Here is a 21,610-nt window from a genome sequence, read left to right on the forward strand (position 1 = left end):
TAAACACCCTCCTGGGAACTACAACCTCACCTGAAAATTTTCTTTCAAAGGTACTGGCAGGGCTGGGATCCATTCGGATCGCGAATCGCTACCACGAGATATCATTTTTAGTTGTTACCCCGTTTCAAGTCAGAAAATGAGAAAGATCAGTATCTCTCGTATTATCAACTATCCGAACGATCACCGGAGTACCTCCGTTGATATATCTCAATAAAAACGCCCCTTTTTTTCACCGGCAATGCATATGTGCATTCGCTCCAGGATTCAGTTCGAGCATTCGGGTCTCGACTACCAAATTAACCACACCATTTCGAACTATCAGGCCGTCATTTAATTCGAGGGAGCGGTTTATTAAATCAAATAAATCCGCCCCCCCCTTTTCACTCAACCCAGTATCTACTCGCTTATATCTGATCCCAAAAATCCCCAGGAGGTGCATATTCACCACCCTGCAATACAGCGCACCAACCGAAGAGTCTATTAAACATCTCGAGATCAATTATCTTGTAAACACCATCGTCAACTTTTTCCAACGTAATCAGACTCTGGGCATAATGCGTGTATTGTCCACCTGCCCCGGCAACAGCCCTTAGATCCAGCTCCGTACGATCCCATCCCGATACAAGCCCTGTTGACTCCGGGACGGTGACCGAAAATGAAATTTCAAACTTATTGGAGACCATACAAATGCAGGGAATACGCTCATGCTTAAGTAGCTCATCCGTGATCATGTTCTCCGGAAAATCAATAATCAAATTCATTGAAACAAACTCCTGGGTGCTACGACCTCACCCGTAAAATTTTTCTGAAAGGTAGTTTCAGGACTAAAGTATTGGGAGCCATGTGGATCGCGAATCGCGACAACCGAGATACCATTTCGAGTTGTCACTCCATCCACTACCACGAAATGGGAGAAGCTGGTTCCTCCCGTCTTGTCAACGATTCGAACGATCACCGGTGTTCCATTGCCGGTAAATTTAGCCAATTCACCCACGTTCCTGTTGGTAAGAACACCTGCGGGGACACCTTCAGAAGTCATCAACCTCGCCACTTCAGCAGACCCTATTCCATCCTTGCTCGGTGGAATTCTCTTGATAAGTGATGCTATGTCCACTTCCTTGCCCAAAGTATCCAATACCATACCGCAAGAGTTATGTCCGCAGGTAGGGAAAGGCCCTTGGTTTACGACCAGACGATCACCATCTCTCTTGATCAAATCATCAAGCAATGGATGTTTCGGCCCCCCGCCAGCGGCCTCTCCTGCGGTGGCCGTTCCTTTTGTGCCGGCGGTCGCGGCAAGATCTTTGGCCGCTTGCCTCTTCGTGACCAACTCCAGAACCGCATCGACAACAAATTTACCGCTTCGCAATCCGGTCAGCGAGAGAATGGCATCGTCAATCGCACTGACCGACAATATCCCTTTGCCCGCAATTGCAGACAACCGTTCAGCAGCGTCCGTCACGCCCGACGCGTAAGTCGAAATGTTCGAAAGCTCATTGCCATACTGAGCAGTCTGCTCCTGACCGAACTGCCTCCAATGTTCGTAGACTGCTCCAGGGCCATAAGTCCCGGCGGCATTGAACAATGTCGAGTCGTTGAATTGCTCCTTTGTAGCGTTGAACGCGTATACCGGTGCGCCGTTGGCAATGATCGGTCGTCCATCCGGCCAGGTCAGCGGGATTTTCTGAGCCGACAGCTGGGCGATCATGTCATACGCGACCCCCATGTCCCGAGCGAAGTTCTCGGATTCAGGATCACTGCCGACAGCCTTCTGCATCACACTTTTCAGACTCGCCAGATGCGCTTCATCGACTTCGGCACCGGCGGCAAGCATCAGCAGATCTTCCCAGCTGGAACTTGAGCGTGGTTTCCCGAGCGTCTTTTCCAGCTCGTCCGCTTTCTTCTTCAGCAGAGGAACTTCCTGCTGCTTGTGCAACTGGCGGTTGAACATTTCTACGCCAGACGCACTGTTCACCGCGGTTGCCGTGCCCGACGCACCACCGGCAGATCCTGCTGCCGCACCCAGTCCGGACGCAATCAATGTACCCAGGGCGCTCTGTTGTGCATCTGTCAGACCGCTGTCGTGCAAGGCCTTGCCGATCATTGGCATCAGCGCCGCAGAGACTCCGGCCCCCAAGGCGCCGCTGGCAACACTGCTGCTCGACAGCCCCATCACTGCACCCACCAGGGCGTGCAGCATGACGCGTGCGGCGCCGCCTTCGGACCAGGCCGCTCGAGTCACGCTGTCGGTGGCATCGTGGGCCTGCTTGTCGGCGTAATCGCCGATTTTCTTGAAGGCATCATTGGCCGTGGTGTTCGCGACGACACCGACTGCAGTCGCACCGCCTACCCCGCCCAGTCCCACAGCAATCAAGCCAGTGGCAACATCCGCCATGATGCGTTTGTCACCACCGGGTGCCCAACTGGTGTATTCCTGGATCGCAGCCTGGCGCTCTTCTTCGGTCGTTGCCGACTGATATTTTTCGCCAGCAGCCTGCTGCTTCGCGTCGGCCACTTTGCCGATGATGTTTTTCGAAAGCGAAACCGTACTCTGGATCAGATCGATCCGTTCCTGGATCGCCTTTTGATCGGGTTTGTCCAGCGTCTGATTGGCGTTTGCCGTATCGCGATTGAGCCCCACCAGATCATTCGCGCCCGCTACGGTGTTTCGAATGATGATGGTGCCTTCGCTGACAGCGCTGCGAGTACTGCTGTGGTCCGAGTCTTCAAGCGACAGCGGAATGCTGCCACCCACCGCCGAGCCGGATTTGCTGCCATAAGACAGTGAAATACCTGCGGACTGAGCGCTGATCTCACTGGTGTTCTTGATATCGCTGACCAACAGGCGATCGGTACTCAGCAGGTTTTTGTCTGCTGTCGCGTCACTGGCAATGACTGCACCTTGCAGGGTGGTGTTCTTGCCAACCGTGATGTTGTAACCACCCTCGCCGGCAAACAGCCCACTCTGATCTTTCACAGCCTTGTAGTCGCTGTTCATGTTGCCAGCGGACAGGCTTGCCGAGCCTGTTACGGTTGCGCCATAGCAGAACGGCGGTACACAGATACTGGCGCCGAAACCGGCACTGCCTTGCTTGTTCTTCTGGGTCTCCGTGTCTTGGCGTGAGGAGATGTTGAGATTGCCGTCAATCAAGGCCTTGATATTGTCGGCACGAACCTGTGCACCCGCGAGGGTCGTGTCATTGCCGCTCTGCAGGGAGAGTGAGCCGGTATCCAGGGTGGTATTGACCTGGGTGACCGAGCTGCCGGTCCCCATGCTCTTGGCAACAGAGGCTCCAAGATCAAGGGTGAACCCGTTCTGCTCGCCGAGATTGAAGCTGGCGCCGATCGCGGTTTTGTTGTTACTGCTGTGGTTTGCCCAGTCGGCAGTGTTCTGCGCGCTTTCCAGGGTGATGTTGTTTTTGGCGACCAGCGCAGTGTCGGCAGCTTTCAGGCTGCTGCCGATGACGTGAATGTCACCCGCCACTCCCGGTGCACCGCCATCGGCGATGATCACCAGGTTCTGGCCTGCATTGATCGTGCTTTGCTTGGCCGTCTGGCTGCTGTATTCGCTGGTGCTCTTGCTATGCGTGTTCGCCAGCTCTGTGCCAATCTTGATCAGGGAGCCATTGCTGGCAGAACCCTGTTTTTTACCGTAGTCGGAACCGGCGCCCTCCGCGCCTCCGGCCATGCCACCCATATCATTGAGTGCCATGGCTGCTTGAGCCATCTTGACGGCCTTGAGGCGTGGGTCGTCGGCGTTTTTGGCCGCTTCGACCGAGTTGTGAATGGTGTTGATCGTGTCAACGATCATGCCGCCAATGACTCGACCAACCCCGAGGCTGCTGGACTTGTCGGTACTGCTCTGGCTCGCGCTTTCCATTCCGGCGGCGATGGTGACTTTTGAGCCGATGAGGCTCATGTTCCTGGTGCTGACCAGATCGCTCGCGATCACGTTCAGCTCACGCCCGCTGGAGAGGCTGACGTTTCCGGCGCTGGAGCCGATGGTGCTGCCGGTCAACGTGGTCTGGGACGATTGCCCCGTATGATTGCCACTGCTGATCGACAGATGCTGGTTGCCGGTGATGTCGTCGATGCCAAGGTTGTTGGCGGTCAACACGCCGGTCAAATCGCGATTTTTTTCCTTGTGAAGTTCGTTGCGCGTGAAGGTGTTTTCCGCCGCGTTGATCGTCAGATCACGGCCCGCCTGCACGGCAAGGTCCTGAGTGCTGACCAGGGATGACCCGGTAATGGTCGCGTCGCGGCTGGCCACCACATTCACGGTGTTACCGGAAATCATGCTGCCGACCGCAGTGGTTTGCGTCTCGGAAACCTGATCTTTGACCTTGCTCGACTTCAAGCCGCCCCAGCTGCTTTTGCTGGAACTGCTTTCGTGACGGGCACTTTTCGAATCAGTCACCGCAACGATCTGCACATCGTTGCCAGCCACCAGTTTCACGCCACCTTTGTCGGATGCAACGTCGCTGCCCTTGACCAACAGATCGTTATTGGCCAGTAGCGAAATGTCGCCACCGGAAGTGACAGCACTGGCGATATTGGTCGTGCTGGAGACTTCATCGAGGCGGCTTTTCTTGCCCGAAGAGGTTTTCTTGGTCTTGCTATAGAAACTGTAGTCACTGTCCTCCGCCGATTGCAGTGCCAGGTTGGCACCCGCCGTCAGATACGCTTCGTTCCCGGCGCTGACGCGGCTGGCAATCAGACTCAAATCCTTACCGGCACTGAGCGAAACGGTATTGCCGGCAGCCAGCGTCGTAGACACCTGACTGACATGATCCTCCTGACTCGTCACCTTCTTCGTCTTGCTGTACGAGTGCTCTTCATCCGCCGCCGAGGCCAGGGTCAAGTCACCAGTGGCGCTCATGCTCACATCGCGCTTGGCGTCGATCTGGCTGGCGATCGCAGTTATGTCACGCCCCGCATTGACGGTCAGGCTTAGCCCCGCGTCCAGGGTCGAACCGTATTGGGTAACGGTCTTGTCGGTATGCAACCCGCGCTGGCCACTGGCGACTTGCTCAGCCGAAACGAGGTTGACGTCGCGCCCGGCATTGATCGTGGTGTCCAAACCGCTTTTCAGCACACCACCGGTGTTGTTGAAGTCCTGCGCGGCCTTGATGGTCAGGTTGTTCGCCGCTTCGATCCGCGCCGCACTGTCCACGAAATCGGTGCGCTCGCTACGATAGCCACTATCGCTTTCGTGGGTGGTGACGGTGCGTTCGTTGATCACGTCGCCACGGGAGGTCGTCAACGAGACCTCTTTACCGGCGATGACGCCGCCGGATTTGTTGGTCAGGTTGTTGCCTGCCAACAGGTCGAGACGATTGCCCGCCTCGATCAGGCCGCTGTTGACCAGGTCATTGCCGGCGGTGGCCGACAGGTTGTTGGTGGCTTTCAAGGTACCGGCGTTTTTCAAGTCCTCGCCGGCGATCAGGGTCACGTCTTTACCCTGGATCAACGCGCCATTGGCGGCCAGACGATTGTTGGCGTTGGCCAGGTACAGCACAGGCACCAGCACCTGCTCGCCGTTCACTTCGGCGTTTTCCATCCAGACGATGTCGTGGGTCAGCGCCGCGACCTGTTCGGAGGTCAGGCTCACACCCACGGAGAGGTTCAGCTCGTTCTTGCTGGTGAGGGCGTTGTCCATCAGGTATTTGAACAGGCCGTCGTTGGACGTCTGGCCATCAATGAAACGCTGGCCGGTACGGGCAACTACCGCCTGCTGGATCAAGGTCTGCTCGTAGAAGCCGTCACCGAGGCGCTTGGCGCTTTGATCAGGGTTGTAACCGAGGTTGGACAGCAGGTAGTCCGAACTCATGAACTGCTTGAGGTCGGTCAGGACCGGGTTGGTTTCAATCAGGTATTTCTGCGGTCTGGACTGGCCGCTGCTGGCCGGCACGCCCTGCACACGGTTAACCGTGAACGCGGAGGAACGACCGGGCAGCGCCGAGCCGCCGGCGTCTGCTGCCGGCGCGCTGACGTCGATGGCACTGGCGCCGATTGCCTGATGCTGGGCCTGACGATCCACCGGGGTCAGGTCAACGCTGCTGACCGAGGCCGATGCATTATTGGTCAGCAGAATGTTGCGTGGCTGGGTACCCGGCAATGTCTGATCACGTTGGCTCGGGTTGACGCTGGCACCGCTCATGGTCCAGCTCTGCGGGCCTGTCGCTGTCGGCGCGGTGTTTTCCTGACCGCTCAACCGGAACAGACCGTTCTGCCCGGTTGGCAGTGCGAAGCCAGGCAAGGCCACCGGATTGACCTGCTGCTGAGCAAGGTTCGGCGGCAGTTGCTGATTGACGGTGACACGCGTGGAGAACGGACTGCCGGCGGCACCGGTGCCAGTGCGCGAACCGCTGCCGACATAGGTGTAGCCCGGGCGCACGACACTGTTATCAATGTTGTTCTGAGCGATGACATTGACCGCACCCGCCGCCTGGATCACGGCGGCGTAGGACTGATCGCTGGAGGCGATTTTCCGGCTGCTGCCAAGGCCCGGGAGCTCAGTCTCGGTCATGCCGATGAAGCTGGCCATGGCGCCCTGAAGACCGCTCAGGTTACTGGGGTTGTAGCCTGCGCTTTCGTACCAGTATTGGTTGGTAAAGTTGCTGGCCGCGCTGTACCAGCTGCCCGCGTTGCGGGTGCGCTCGGACATGTAGATGCGGGTGGTTTCGGTTTCACCGGTTTCAACGCCGCTGTTGGTCAGGTTACCCAGCGTGGCACTCAGGTTACCGGCGGTGGCGATGGAGCTGCTCTGGTTGAGCAGGTCACCGCCATTGAGGGTCAGGTCGCCTCCGGCCGTGATACTGGAGGCGGCGCTGGCAGCCGTCACTTCGAGTTTCTCCCGCTGCACGATCTCCCAGGCATGGTTCTGCTTGCCGCTGCAGTCACCGGCGTTCACCCCTTCGATACAGGTGACTTCGCCGATCCGGGCGGTGTAAATGCCGGCGTCGTTGACGGTCAGCACGTCCCGCACGTTCTGAATCGAGCTGGCGGCCAGGGTCATGCTGCCGTCGCTTTGCAGCGTCGACGAGCGGTTCATGATTGTGTTGGCCAACCCGCCTTGACCGTCGCGGTCGATCGTCAGGTTACCCAGGCTATAGACGCTGGCGTTGCTGTTGTTGAAGTCGGTAACCCGCAGCGACATATTTTTGCCGCTGAAAATCAGCCCGCTGGCGTTTACCAGGTTACCGGTCGTAAGGGTCAGGTCGCCGCCGGCGGCGGTGGTGCCGTAGTTCCGCACGCCATTGGCGTTGACGATCATGTTGGCGCCGGATGTCAGACGACCGGCGTTGTCCAGCTGGCCACCGACATTGAGCGTGGTGTCGCCGCCGCTGGCGAAGCTCGAACCGGCGGTGGTCAGACTCACTTGCGCGGCGTTCATCACCAGATTGCCCTGGCTGCTCACCCGCCCGCCGCCCCAATAGGCGCCGCTGATACCGACATTCAGGTTGCCATCGGTGGCAATCAAACCTTCGTTGAACCAGTTCACGCCGCTGCCGGTGAAGCTGTTGGAGGCCAGCAACTGGCCGCTCGCAGTCTGGGTGAAACTGTTGACGTTGACGTTCAGGCGCCCGGCCTGGATCACGCTGCTGTTGGTCCAGGTATCGGTGCTGATGGTCAGGCCGCCGCGGGTGACGATGTTGCCGCCGGCGTTGATGACGTTGTTGGTGGCGATATCAAAAGTGCCGGTGCCGACATGCAACAGGCTGCCGCCGGCGTTGAGGAAGCTGCCGGCGCCGAGGGTCAGGTCAGTGTTGGCGGTTTCCAGGGTGCCGTTGCGGTTATCGAACAGGCCGCCGATCTGGAAGCTGGTTTTGCCGGTGCCACCCAAGGCACGCAGTTGACCGGTCTGGTTGTCGAGGCTGGCAGCCTTGATCGCCAGGGTACTGTCGCTTTCGATGATGCCCAGGCGGTTGTTCAACGCGCCGCTCAGATTGAGGTCGATCTGCTGGCCTGCAATCTGGCCGTCGTTGTCACCGCTGTTGTCGAAGTTGTTGCCGGTAACGTTGATTTTGCCTTTGGCGTAGAGGCCGCCGTTGCGGTTGTCGAAGTTGCCGGTAACGATGATCGCGTCACCGCTTTGCGCCGAAATGCGCCCACCGTAGTTATCGATCCCCATCAGCGCGTTCAGGTTCAGGCGCTGGGCCTGGATGACACCGCCCTGACGATTGTTGTTCAGGTCGTAGCCACTTTTCAGCACCCCGGTCAGACGCGCAGCGAACGCACCTTGCAGGCTGGCGAGAACACCGCCACGGCTGTCGAGATTGCCCGCGTCGATGGAAAGGTCATCGTGGGTGGCGATGATCCGGCCACTCTGGTTATCGATGTCACCATGACTGACAAGGGTCAGTGCGCCCTGGGCCTGCACGGTGCCTTTGGCGTTGGCAAGGCTGGCGGCCTCGAGTTTCAGGTCGCCATTCTGGCTATAGATCAAACCGTCGGCGCTGTTCTGGATGGCGCCTGGCGTGGTGATCGTCAACAGGTCATTCGCCGCGACAGTGCCGCGATTGCGGTTGTCCAGGCCACCGCTCAACAAGGTCATCAGACCCTGACTGACCAATTGGCCGCCCTGGTTGTTGATCTGTGTGGAGCGTTGCAGCAGTAACGCGCCGCCACTGGCGAGTTTGCCATTGGTGTTGGTCAGTGCGCCGAGCAGATCAAGGTTCACGGCGGCATTGCCAACGAGGCTGCCGCCGCTGTTGTCCAGCGTCGTGCCAGTGAAGCTCAGAGCCTGTTTGGCGTTGACGCTCCCGCCGGCATTGCCCAGGGTCATGGCTTGCATCGCCAGGGTCGTCCCGCTGGCGATCAAACCACCCGTGGCGTTGTTCAGCAGGCCGCTGACGGTCAGCGTCTGCGCGCCAGCGCTGGAGAGCACGCCACTGTTGCTGTTATCCAGATTCGCAGCACTGATGCTGAGGTCCTTCTGGGTGACCAGCGCCCCCGCGCCACTGTTGAGCAAATCCCCGCTCAAGACGACGCCGAGGTTGCCGTCACTGCTGGAAAGCGTGCCGTTGTTACGGTTGTCGAGACTGTCGGCGTTGACCGTCAGGCCTTGCAGCCCGGAAACCAGACCGTTCTGGTTGACCAGTGCAGCCGTGTCGAGGCTCAGCAGATTGTTGCTGATCAGCTTGCCGCCACTGTTGTCCAGCGTGCGGGTCTTCAGGTCGATGCTCTGGCTGCTGGCAATCTTGCCGCCACGGTTAGTCAGGTCACGCAGATGCTGGATGCTCAGCGGACCTTGCGTGGTGATCAGACCGCCATCGTTATTCAGATCGGCAGTGGCTGCGCCCAGGTCGATCGCGATTGCACTGCCCGACAGCGAACCGTTCTGGTTGTTCAGGCCGCGGCTGTTGATGGTCAGCCCTGTCGTGGCATTGATCAGCCCCAGGTTCTGGTTGGTGAGCAATCCATCGAGGTTCAGATCCAGATCAGCGCGGCTGGTCAGTGTGCCGCCGCTGTTGTCCAGGCTGGCCGCTTTGACGTCCAGCGCCGCAGCGGCAATCAGACCTTTGACGTTGGCAAGGGCCTGGTCGATGCGCAGTGTCACGGCCTGATTGCTGAGCAATTTGCCGTTGCTGTTATCGAGGCTGCGCGCCGTCACGCTGAAAGCCTGGGCGCTGGAAATTTCACCGCCGTCGTTATTGACGTCCTGCAGATTCTTGAGCACCAGCAACGGTGCGCCGATCAGGCCGTTCTGGTTGTTCAGTTGGCCGTGATTGAGGTCCAGCTCCAGCGACGTATTACTGAACAGTTGGCCACCCTGTTGATCCAGACCGGTGACGCTTGCCGTCAGGGCTGCGGTGCTGGCAATGCGGCCGCCGTCCTGATTGGTCAGTTGGGTCGCTTTCAGGTCCAGTGTGTTGCCGCTGTTCAATTTGCCGTTGTGGCTGTTATCGAGTGCACCGGTCTGCACCAGCACCGGGCCCTTGGCGCTGATGCTGCCGCCATTGCTGTTGTCGAGGCTGGCACTGGTGAGGCTCAGGTCGCCGTCGGTGACGATCTGGCCTCCCCGGTTCAACACCACACCCGTGGTGGTCAACGTCAACGGACCGGCGGCGGACAGACTGCCAAGGTTGTTGGTCAGACTCGCCGCAGTGACACCCAGAGAACCTTCAGCACTGATCAGGCCCTGACTGTTGTTCACGTCGCCCGTAAGGTCGAGTCTGAGATTGCTCTGACTCACGAGCGAACCTGCGTTGCTGTCAAGGCTGCGTCCGGTCAGCGTCAGGCCGGTCTTGCCCGACAGCAGGCCTTTTGCACGGTTGAGCACTTCATCTACGGTCAGGCTCAATGCGCCTTGCGCCACCAGCTTGCCGCCGTCGCTATTGTCCAGATGGCTGCCGGACAGCGTCACGTCTGCCTGGCTGGACATCTCGCCGCCACGGTTGTCGACGGAATCGTCCTTCAGTTGCAGCGCACCATTCGCACCGACGAGGCCGCCGTTGCGGTTATCGAGGCTGGTACCGGTGAGTTTCAAGCCACCGGTTGCTACCAGCTCACCGCGCTGGTTATCGAGTGTTGCGACATTGGCGATGACATCGGCTTTACCGGCGATGTGGCCATCGCGGTTGTCCACGCTGTCGGCGCTGAGGTTCAACTCATCGTCGGCGATCAGCGTGCCGCCCTGGTTGGCCAGTTGACCGTCTACCGCTACCCGCAGGCCGCCACGACTGGTGATCAGGCCACCGCTGTTGTCCAGACGAGCGCTATGGATATCGATGGTCTGTCCGGAGATCAGGCCTTGGACGCTGGCCAGCAGCTGTTCGATGCGCAGGGTCAGTCCCTGATTGCTGATCAACTTGCCGTTCTGGCTGTTATCAAGGTTTCGGGCGGCCAGTGTGAACGCCTGGGCGCTGGAGATTTCACCGCCCTGATTGTCAACATCCTTGAGGTTTTTCAACACCAGCAATGGCGCATTGATCAGGCCGTTGCGGTTGTTCAGTTGGCCCTGATTCAAGTCCAGGGTCAGGGAGGTCTTGCTGAATAGTTGACCGCCCTGTTGATCGAACCCGGTGACGGTGGCCGTCAACGCTTTTTCGCTGGCGATCCGGCTGCCTGTACCGTTGCTCACCTGGGTGGCCTGGATGTCCAGCGTATCGCCGCTGATCAGCCGTCCACCCGAGGTATTGTCAAATGCCCCAGTGGTCACGGCAGTCGCGTTCTTGCTGCTGATCAGGCCGTGCTGACTGTTGTCCAGACTCAGGCTGGTGAGTGTCAGCCCACTGTCGGTGGTGATCGAACCGCCCAGGTTTTTCAGGATGCCTGTCGTGGTCAGCGTCAGTGCGCCAGCGCTCGACAGCTTGCCGCGGGTACTGTCCAGACTGGCCGAGTGAAGCGTCAGCGTGCCCTCACTGCTGATCAAGCCTTCGATGTTGCTCAGGGCATTATCGAGACGAATATCCAGACCTTGCTGGGTGACCAGGCTGCCACCGCTGTTGTCCAGGCTTTGACCGGCCAGCGTCGTGGCGCCCGTGCTGAACAACAGCCCTTTGGTCTGGTTGATGATGCGCGCCACAGTCAGGCCCAGCTCGGTCCCTGCCAGAATCTTGCCGCCATCGCTGTTGTTCAGGCTTTGACCTGAAAGGCTGACATCGGCTGTGGTGGAGATTTCACCGCCACGGTTGTCGATATCATCCACGGTCAGTTTCAGCGCTTTTGTTGCACCTACCAGACCGGCGCCACGGTTATCGAGGCCCTGGCCTGTGAGCGTCAACGCACCCTCGGCGACCAACTTACCGTGCTGGTTGGTGAACTGTGCGACGCTGGCCGTCAGATCACTCTCGCTGGAAATGCGCCCGGCGCTGTTGTCGACACTCGTGGCCTCAAGGTTCACCGGGCCTGCCGCGCTGAGCAAACCACCACGGTTGTCGAGTTGCGCTCCTTTGAAGGTGACCGTCACCCGGCCGTCGAGCAGCCCCAGGCGATTGTCGAGCGTCCCGACCGTCAGTTGCAGATCACGGGTTGCGCGGACTTTGCCGTTGCGGTTATCCAGCGAATCACTGCGCAGGGTCAGTCGATCTTTGCCCACCACGCTGCCGTTGCGGTTGTCCAGGCTGGCGCTTTGCAGATCCACCGCGCCTTTGGCACTCAGGTCGCCATTCTGGTTATCGAACAGACCGCTGATGCGCGCCGTCAGACTGCCGTCGCTGACCAGACTGCCTTCGTGGCTGTTATCCAGGCTGGCGGCGGTGATGCTGACGCTCTTGCCGGAGCCCAGCACACCATTCTGGTTATTCAACGCACCGATCAAACCGATGTTCAGCGCGACGTCACCCGTCACCTGGCCGGCGCTGTTATCCAGCGAGTTGGCGGTGATGCTGGTGTTGCCCGCGCTGGAAACCTCGCCATCGTGGTTGTTCAGATCGCCGATATTCGCCGTCAGATTGCCGTTGGCACTGGTAATCACGCCTTGAGTGTTGAGAACCCGGGAGGCGTTCAGTTGCACGGTGGCACTGCCGAGTACCTGGCCCTTGTTCTGGTTATCAAGCGTGGTGGCCGCGACCCGCGTGTTCTGCGAACTCAACGTGCCGCCCTGGTTGCTCACGGTCTGTGTTGCGTTGACCGTCAGGTTGCGACTGGCAATCACGCTTTTGCCGGTGTTGTCGATGTTGTGCGCCCTGATGGCGACGTTGCCTGCCGCGTTGCGGCTGTTGTCCGCATTGACCCCGGCTTCGATGATGCCGCTGTTGGTCAACTGGCCGCCGGCGGTCAGACTGATGTTGTCCCGCGCGGCGAGGGACTGGCGGTTGGTCAGGTTGCCCTGGGTCTGCACATTGACGTTCACACCGGCATACACTGGCCCTTGAGCGTCGAGGCTGGCCGCCGTGATGTTCACGTTGTTCGCGGCGGAGGTCTGCGCCAGGGTCAGTTGGCCGTTGGCATCGATCTGGATATCACCGCCGCTGGCCGCGACGTTGCCCGCCAGTTTCACCCCGACACCGGCCTCGGTCCCGACCAGCTTGATCGCCCCGGCGTACATCCCGCCGAGCGCCGAAGAATCGATGGCCAGTTGCGGTTTGGCACTGCCGTCGTCGGCGCGGGCCGTGGCATTGAGGTTGTCGGCGTTGACGTCGTTGCGACCGGCGATGATGTCGAGGTTTTTCGCCTGGATCTCGGCGTTGATTTTCGCGCTGCGGGTGATGATCTCGAAACGGTCGACGTTGTTGGCATTCAGCCCCGCGCCTTCGATCGCGACGCTGCCCTGATCGACCTGAAAACGGTCCAGTCGGCCCGCGCCATCGAGCACCGGTTTACCGGTGGTCAGGGTCACACGCGGCGAATTGATGAACCCGCAACCGTTGCAGGTGATGCCATACGGGTTGGCAACGATCACTCGCGCCGACTGCCCCGCCACCTCGGTGTAGCCACGTAACTGGCTCGGATTACCGCTGATGACTTCGTTGAGGATCGCCTGGGCCGCGACCCGGTTGCTCAGATTGGGGTTGCCGACGATGATCCCGCCCAGTTGCGTCTGCCCGGTCTGCGCCGCAACGTTGTTGAGGATGACGCCCTGCGTTCCGACGTTGTAATCGTGGAACTGGTTGTGCGACAGCCCCGCGCCGTTGGGGGTGGCGATATTGATGACCGGCACGCCGTTGCCCGCCTGACCCAGGCTCGTGCCCGGATTGGCCACCACAATGCCGTCCGCCTGCGCCCACATCGGCTGCCAGAACATGACGTTGGCCAGCAGGAACGCCAGACCGCGTTTGGGCATGCCCAGGAACAACTCGCGGTTTTTTACGACGGCAGAAGGCTGGGTTGCCAGAAAGGCGAACTGACGAACGTCCATGTGGATGATCTCGAAGGGGTGTAATTAGAGGAAGAAATCCATGCGGAAATAGATCGGGGCTTCGCGCTCGGTCAGCGCAGCCGGTCGTTCCAGGGAATGGGCAAAGGTCACGGTCGCGGCGACGTGTTCACCGCGAGCAAACAACTCCAGCGAGTTGCTCGACATGCGTCCGTGCTGGTCACCGTTGTAGCGATCATTGCGAATCACGCCCTGGTCGTAACCCAGGCTGGTGCCGTATTCGGCGAACACCGGACGCAGCCATTCGGCGGTCACCGGGCGTGCCCAGCGCAGGTCGTTGCGCCAGTAGCCGCCGCTGTCGCCGGACAGCGATTGGTCCTTGTAGCCACGGATCGACGACAGCCCGCCGAGGCTGGTGCGCTGCGGACTGAACAGCACGTCTTCGCTGCGCTGCCCGGTCATCAGGCTGCTGAAGGTGAGCGACTCGCCCCACAGCTTGAACGGCTGCAGATAACTCAGGGTCGCGGTGTATTTGCGGTAGCGCGCATCCGGCTCGCCGGGGCCTGGATCGTGGTTGCCCTGGGCGTCGAACGCGCCGATGCCCTGCTGCATGCCGGCATCGAAGTTGACGAAGGCACTGCCGATCCGCCGCCCGTGGTTGAAGCCGAACTGCGCTTCGCTGATGCGGTTGCTGCTCAGGCGCAGCTTGCTGTCTTCGATGAAGTTGTTGCTGCGCAGGTACGACAGGCCAGTGCTCAGGGAAGTCTTGCTCACGGCGTCGCGGTGGATCACACGCTCGGCGCGAAACTGATGGTTTTCGCTGTCGCCGGTCTGCTTGAAGTTGTAGCCGTTGGCGGCGATCTGCGAGCGGTATTCGCTCTGGCTGTAGGTGTAGCTGAAGTTCCACCAGCCCCACGGCAGGTTGTAATTGAGCATGGCGTTGTTGGAGGTGTGCTGATGGTCGGTCATCGCATCGTGACCGCCGCGCAGGCTCAACTGATCGGCCAGGCCCAGTGGGCTGTCCCAGTCGAACGTAGTGCCCCACTGCTGCTCGCCGGTGCTGCGCTGGCCGTCGTTGCTGCGCGACAACCCGACACGCCAGGGCTTTTGCGGGGTGTTGTTGACCAGCACATCACTGCCACCGACGTTCTTGCCCGGCGAAAGCTCCATCTTGGCCTGATTGGACGGCAGGCGATTGAGCTGATCGACCATCTGCTCGATCTCGCGCAGGTTGACCAGCTCGCCGGCCTTGCCGGGAAACGCCATCGACAGCTCACGCTCGGACAGCTTGCTGTTCTCGGCGCCTTTCAGGCTTTCGAGCTTGCCTTCGACCACCAGCACTTTCAGGTGCCCGGCGGACAGATCCTGTTGTGGCAGGTAGGCACGGCTGGTCACCAGCCCCTTCTCGATGTAGTGGTCGGTGATGACTTTGAGCAGTTCATTGAGCTGCGGCACGCCCAGGCACTGGCCGATGTAAGGCTTGAGCAGGTGCGCCTTGTCGCTCTCCGACAGGCCGTCGGCGCCTTTGAGTTCGATGTCCTTGATCGGGAAGCAACGGGTGTCGACGGGGGCCGCCGGTTGAACTGGCTTGGCTTCCTTGCCCGGCAGGTCCTTGAGTTCTTCCAGCCGCCGTTGTTGCTCTTCAAGAAGGCGGTTCTGGCGGTCGCGGATCAGGTCGGTGTCACCGGGGGTGGGTGCAGCGAATACAGCATCAAGCGGAGAAAGGCACAGCAAAGCCAGGCACAACCTCGCCACGAGGGCGGGTGAGGACATGTTCGATCCCTCGAGACGAAAGTGATATCAAATTAGTGGCGCGATGTTAGGTGGCCATCATTTTGACGTCAAACGTTCGAATCGACCGTTCGTCGGGTTTGTATCGAAAACCTGACACTACAATAAACGGGGCAATCACCCCTGCACACTCAGCCAACCCGTGTTTAGCAGGGTTCAGTCTGGAAGGTTTGAGCAGCGCTTGCGGTAGTCCGCGGGCGTGAGGTGATAGGCGCGGCGAAACCAGCGGCCGAGATGGCTTTGATCGGCGAACCCCAGCGCGCTGGCGACATCGGCAGGCGTTTCGCCTCGCGCCAGCATTTGCCGGGCCCGAGCCAGTCGCAACTGGATCAAGTAGCCATGGGGCGCCAGCCCGAACGCCGACTTGAAGGCCCGGGTCAGACGAAAGCGATCCACCCCGCAAGCCCGGGCCAGATCATCCAGCCCGATGTCTTCGAAGGCATGGGCATGCAGATAGTCCCGCGCCACCTGCGCCACGCGCGGCAAGCGTGGATCGAAAGCCTGACGCTTGCGCCAGTCGAGGTGGGACGTCAAAGCCCCCAGCAAGTGGTCGACAGCGCTCTGCCGGACGATGCGCAGGTCGCCGTGATGCAAGGCGTGAAAGGCTTGGTTGATGGAAGTGGCCAGACGCGGATCCTGGCTCAGTGTGTCGGCGAATCCGAGCTGACTGTTGTCCGGCGCCTGTTCGAACAGCGCCAGCAACTCGCGTTCCAGCCAATGTGGATCGAGATAGAGCATGGAATAGGTAAAGCCTTCCTCGGTGGGCGCGTGCCCGTCGTGGATCTCCCCCGGCTCCAGCATGAAGATCTTGCCCGGTGTACTGAAATGCCGCACCCGCCGGCAATCGAACTGCTGAACCCCTTGCTCGGTGACACCCACCAGAAAACTGTCATGCCAGTGCGGATCGTAGGCATGGCCCCGGAAATGGGCACGGATCGACTCGATGCCGGTGTCGGCATCCTGGGACAGGTCGATCCAGTTGCGTTTATCCACGCAAAGGCTCCGGAGAATTGGGTTCGATGCCTAACTTACCGCGCTTCACGTCGAAGCGTTTAGAACATTTGTGCAGCAACCGGCACCTTTCAACGGGTTTGTATCTCAGTGTGTACGAACCGCTTGTGGATACACACTCCGGCATCTTGGGACCAATACCGAAACAGCACGGATACACCGGCAGGCTTTACTGGGCTCCAGTTCAGAAGGGTTCACCCAGAACCCCATCCCCGTCGATTGCAAAGGAGCCTGACCATGAAGCACACACTGCACACCACCGCCACCGGCAACACCGGTCGTCGCCTGCTGGGCCTGTCGATTCTCGCCACCGCCCTGATGCAATTCGGCGCTTTCGCCAACGCACAATCGGCGTCGCCGGAACCGGTCAAGGCCATAGCCGCCAGCGTGAAGGCCGACCTGCCCTTCGGCCCGCTGAAACATGTGAAGGCCGGCGTGCTGGACGTGGCCTACGCCGAAACCGGCCCGGCCGATGGCCCGGTGGTGATTCTGCTGCACGGCTGGCCCTACGACATTCACAGCTACGACGAAGTCGCACCGATTCTGGCGGCCAAGGGTTATCGTGTGCTGATGCCGTATGCCCGGGGTTATGGCGACACGCACTTCCTTTCCGACAAGACTGTGCGCAATGGTCAGCCGGCGGCGCTCGCCAGTGACGTGATTGATTTCATGGACGCGCTGAAGATCAAAACTGCCGTGCTCGGCGGCTACGACTGGGGCGCGCGTTCGGCGGACATCGTCTCGGCGCTGTGGCCTGAACGCGTCAAAGCGCTGGTGTCGGTCAGCGGTTACCTGATCGGCAATCAGGCCGCCGGCAAGAACCCGCTGCCGCCCAAGGCCGAATTGCAATGGTGGTATCAGTTCTACTTCGCCACCGACCGTGGTGCGGCCGGTTACGCCAAGAACACCCACGATTTCGCCAAGCTGATCTGGCAGACCGCCTCACCGAAATGGGCGCTGGACGACGCCACCTTCGACCGCAGCGCCAAGGCTCTGGAGAACCCCGATCACGTCGCCATCACCGTGTTCAACTACCGCTGGCGCCTGGGCCTGGTACAGGGCGGAAGTCAGTACGAAGCACTGGAGCAGAAGCTCGCCACCGCGCCTTCGATCAGCGTGCCGACCATCACTCTGGAAGGCGATGCCAACGGCGCGCCGCACCCGGCGCCGGAGGACTACGCCAAACGCTTCACCGGCAAGTACGAGTTCCGTCTGATCAACGGCGGCATCGGCCACAACCTGCCGCAGGAAAGTCCGCAGACCTTCGCCAAAGCGATCATCGACGCCGATCACCTTTGAAGTAGCACGCCAAACGGCTCATCGATGTAAAGGAAAGATGTCAACCCATGGACATGCGTGAAACTTGCGCAGACCTTGGCATTCACGATGAATGAACCATGTCCATGGGTGCTTGCAGAAAACTGATCTCGGCCAGGCCGAGAAAATTTATGTTTACTCCGAAATCCATCAGAACTACAAATTTGACTCAAATTGAACAATCATGTTCAATTTGTGCTGTGCCGTATTCCTGCGTCTGGAGGCTCCCGTAGTGAAGCTTAATCCCGCACAGCAGCCCGTTAATGTACAAAAAAACCTGCAGCCAGCACGCCACGAGGCACCCACCGTGCGCGCCCATGCGCTGACTCATCTGATTTTCGAGCGGCCGGATCTGGAACGGACCGAGCGCTTTCTTCAGGACTTCGGACTGCTGACGGTTCTGCACAATGCGGATCTGCTGCTTTTGCGTGGTACCGGAACGGCACCCTATTGCTATCGCGTACATCGCGGCAAGAAGCCACGTTTTATTGGTTTCGGTCTGAGCGTCGATTCCCGTCCCGACCTGCAGCGTCTGAGCTTGTTACCGCAAGCATCATCTATCATGCCGTGCGATCACCCCGGCGGTGGCGAACAAGTCACCTTGCGCGATCCGTCCGGTTTTCTCGTCGAGGCCCTTCATGGACAGTCAGTGGTTGGCTCCAGGCCCCATCGCCCGCCCTTGCCGCTCAACCTCGGGGATAGCGTGGTGCGCATCAATGCAACCCAGCGTCCGCCGATTGCTCCACCGGAGATCATCCGCCTTGGCCATCTCGTGCTGGAAGTGGCGGACTTCCAGCGCACCTGCGCCTGGTACACACAACACTTCGGATTCATTCCCAGCGATGTGCAGTTGTTGCCTGACGGTTCGCCGGCGGTGGCCTTCCTGCGTCTGAATCTGGGCGACACGCCAGCCGACCATCACACGCTGGCCCTGGCCCAGGGATTCATGCCGGCCTACAGCCATAGCGCTTATGAGGTGGTCGATCTGGACGCCGTCGGCATGGGCCAGAAGGTTCTTCGGGATCGGGGTTGGCGCCATGCCTGGGGTATTGGCCGGCACATTCTTGGAAGCCAGATCTTCGATTACTGGCAGGACCCGTTCGGCGACAAGCACGAGCACTATTGTGATGGTGACCGGTTCACTGCCGACCAGCCCACAGGTCTGCACAGTGTCAGCGCAGCGGCGATGTCCCAGTGGGGCGAATCCATGCCCAGAAGTTTTACCAAACCGAAACTGACACCGGCGAATCTTCTTTTCTTGTTCCGCCATCTTCGCCGCAGTCCGGATCTGAGCGTGCGCAAGCTGATCACACTGGCACGCCTGTTCGCCTGATTTTGCAGCGTCGCAAACCACACGAGGTTGGCGCTGGCCACCTCCTCACCCCTCAGGACTCGTTGTCATGGCTGTGCAGGTTGTCCGTTTCGAATATCAGAACACCGTCCAATGGGGACGTATTCACAATCAGCGCATCACGCCCGTTCCTGGGCAATACGCGACAACCGGAGAGTTCATCCGGCAAGTCAGCATCGAGCAGTTGCGCGACCTGCAGGGCCCGACACTCGACCTCAATCAAGTGCGGCTGCTCTCCCCGGTCACCCGCAACCAGCAGTTTGTCTGTCAGGGTGCCAATTACCGTCAGCACATGATCGAGTCCGGGATGGATCCGGACGCCAAGTCGTACAACATGATGTTTACCAAGGCAGCCAGTTGCATTTGCCCGGCCGACAGCGACCTGATCAAGCCACGGCATGTCCGCTTTCTCGACTACGAGATCGAATTGGGCCTGGTCATGCGCAGCGACATCAACGGCCCGGTCCAGATTGACGACAGCAACCTGCACCAGTTCGTGGCCGGGCTGGTCATCGTCAATGACTATTCGGCGCGGGACATCCAGATTCCGCAGATGCAGTTCTACAAAGGCAAAAGTTTCCGCACCTTCGGCCCGGTCGGGCCTTATTTGTGTCTGCTGGAAGCCAACCAGATGCATTACCTCAAGGCCTTGCAACTGCGCCTGACCGTCAACGACCAACTGCGACAAGACGACAATACCGCGAACATGGTGTACACCCCTGCGCAGACCCTGACGGAGCTGTCTGCCGTGCAAGACCTCGCGGCCGGAGACCTGATTGCCACAGGCACTCCGGCCGGCTGTGCGCTGGCCATTCCATCACCCGCCACCCAGCGCATTGCCGCCCTGCTGCCCGAGGCCCTCAAGTGGAAACTGTTTCTGAAGGCCCAGGCCAGCCGCGAGCGCTACCTCAAGCCGGGCGACAGGGTCGAGGCGCGAATCCGCAGCGCGGACGGCATTGTCGATCTGGGTGTCCAGCGCAATCTTGTCGTCGAGCAAGACTGATCAGAAGCTGTGATTCAACTGCAGCCCAAGTCCGTTGATCGTGTTCTGGTAGGTGGCGCTGTAACCCGGACGCAGCCCACCCTGGGACGAGTCCTGTGAAACCATCACCGAATCTTCGTGGATGTAGCCGTACCCCAGATCCAGAGAGGTCTGATCGGTCATCTGCCAGTTCAGGCCGACCGTGAAAATCTTCCGGTCTCCCGTTGGCGCACGGGTGGACGTGTACTGATTGGGCATCGGAGTCGGCTCATAGGCGATCCCGCCACGAACCTTCCATTGCTTGTTCAGGCGATAGGACATGCCGGTGGAGAACGACCAGGTATCACGCCACTTCAGGGTTTCGAGGATCGTATCGAAAGGGCCATAGGCCTGTGGCACGCCGGAGTTCAGCACCCTCAATTCCTGCACGCGGCTCCAGCGACTCCACAACGCGCCGGCGGAGACATCCAGTCGTTCATTGATGCGCCAGGTCGCCGAGGCATCGACCGTTTCCGGTGAAGTGAAATCCAGGCTCGCGTCATATTTACCGTTGAGTCCCGGCAGCCCCAGCACCGGGATCGGTGCCAGCAATCCATTGGCACCGGAGACCTTGGTGTTTCCGCTCAGCTTGTAATCGACTCTGGAGTGATAGGTGAGCCCCAGGGTCAAATCGTCGAGCGGGTCGAACAGGATGCCCAGACTGAAGCCCATGGCCGTGTCGTCGCCGGTAACTTTGACAGTCCCGTCGCCCTGCCCGCCCACCGCGCTGTTGGCGATCTTGCTTTCGAGCAGCCCGTCGATGCGGTTGATCGTCGGCCCAAACCCGACAGACAGTCGATCATTGATCCGGTAACTGACCGTCGGCTGCAAGGTGACGACCTTCACCTGGGTCTGCGAACTGCGGTAGCGTCCCTGGAAGTTGCTCTCGTAGTCCGTGCTCCCGCCAAAAGGGGCGTAAACCCCGAAACCCACGTGCCAGTCCTCGTTGAGTTGCAGCGTGTAGAAGCCCGATGGCACGACGATCGGATCAGGCACCATATCGCCGTGCGAAGTGCCCGACACCGTGGTATTGACCTTGCTGATGCGCGAACTGACATCGATGAAACTGAGACCGCCACTGACGTGTTCACCCGCCAGGCGGGACATGCCGGCGGGGTTGCCGTAAACGATGGAGGCGTCCTGAACATCAGAAGCCCGACCGGAATAGGCCTTGCCTCCCGAGCTGATGCTCTGTTCGTTGATTTGCAGGCCGTTGGCCAGGAGTTGAGTGGAGGTGAGGCAAAGCCCCAGCACACAAAGCTGATTTCTTATTGTCATGATTTGGCTCTTGTTATTTTTTTTGGTGGGCGCGAACACCCGAGGCACGCAGATGGATCGTTGGATTCAATGATGTGTT

8 protein-coding genes are annotated in these 21,610 nt (G+C 59.8%); 3 read left to right on the forward strand and 5 right to left on the reverse strand.

Features of this window, described 5'->3' with window-relative positions; all coding sequences use genetic code 11:
• Positions 1 to 404 precede the first annotated feature (404 nt).
• From OQ248_RS26995 to OQ248_RS27010, 4 genes are all read right to left on the reverse strand, one after another.
• Positions 405 to 761: a hypothetical protein gene (locus OQ248_RS26995; protein ID WP_265814713.1), complete on the reverse strand. Its 357-nt coding sequence runs from the start codon at positions 759 to 761 to the stop codon at positions 405 to 407.
• On the reverse strand, positions 758 to 13,804 hold the full coding sequence (locus OQ248_RS27000) for a hemagglutinin repeat-containing protein (protein WP_265814714.1): 13,047 nt from the start codon (positions 13,802 to 13,804) through the stop codon (positions 758 to 760). The genes OQ248_RS26995 and OQ248_RS27000 overlap by 4 nt, the downstream gene beginning before the upstream one ends.
• Before the next feature lie 24 nt (positions 13,805 to 13,828).
• Positions 13,829 to 15,535, reverse strand: a complete 1,707-nt coding sequence (locus OQ248_RS27005) for a ShlB/FhaC/HecB family hemolysin secretion/activation protein (RefSeq protein WP_265814715.1) — start codon at positions 15,533 to 15,535, stop codon at positions 13,829 to 13,831.
• A gap of 174 nt (positions 15,536 to 15,709) precedes the next feature.
• Positions 15,710 to 16,546, reverse strand: a complete 837-nt coding sequence (locus OQ248_RS27010) for an AraC family transcriptional regulator (RefSeq protein WP_265814716.1) — start codon at positions 16,544 to 16,546, stop codon at positions 15,710 to 15,712.
• Positions 16,547 to 16,801: 255 nt separating this feature from the next.
• Here OQ248_RS27010 and OQ248_RS27015 point away from each other — a divergent pair, with 255 nt between their 5' ends.
• The 3 genes from OQ248_RS27015 to OQ248_RS27025 all read left to right on the forward strand — a co-directional run bounded on the left by OQ248_RS27015 (position 16,802) and on the right by OQ248_RS27025 (position 20,235).
• Positions 16,802 to 17,863 (forward strand): alpha/beta hydrolase, encoded by a 1,062-nt coding sequence (locus OQ248_RS27015; RefSeq protein WP_265814717.1) that lies wholly within the window; start codon positions 16,802 to 16,804, stop codon positions 17,861 to 17,863.
• A gap of 250 nt (positions 17,864 to 18,113) precedes the next feature.
• Positions 18,114 to 19,214 (forward strand): VOC family protein, encoded by a 1,101-nt coding sequence (locus tag OQ248_RS27020; protein WP_265814718.1) that lies wholly within the window; start codon positions 18,114 to 18,116, stop codon positions 19,212 to 19,214.
• A gap of 67 nt (positions 19,215 to 19,281) precedes the next feature.
• On the forward strand, positions 19,282 to 20,235 hold the full coding sequence (locus tag OQ248_RS27025) for a fumarylacetoacetate hydrolase family protein (RefSeq protein WP_265814719.1): 954 nt from the start codon (positions 19,282 to 19,284) through the stop codon (positions 20,233 to 20,235).
• Here the strand turns inward: OQ248_RS27025 and OQ248_RS27030 are convergent, their stop codons facing one another.
• A complete protein-coding gene (locus OQ248_RS27030; RefSeq protein WP_265814720.1) occupies positions 20,236 to 21,531 on the reverse strand; it encodes an outer membrane protein transport protein in 1,296 nt (431 codons plus the stop codon).
• Between the last annotated feature and the right edge of the window lie 79 nt (positions 21,532 to 21,610).

The organism is Pseudomonas sp. COW5, assembly GCF_026240005.1.
GTDB lineage: Bacteria > Pseudomonadota > Gammaproteobacteria > Pseudomonadales > Pseudomonadaceae > Aquipseudomonas > Aquipseudomonas kribbensis.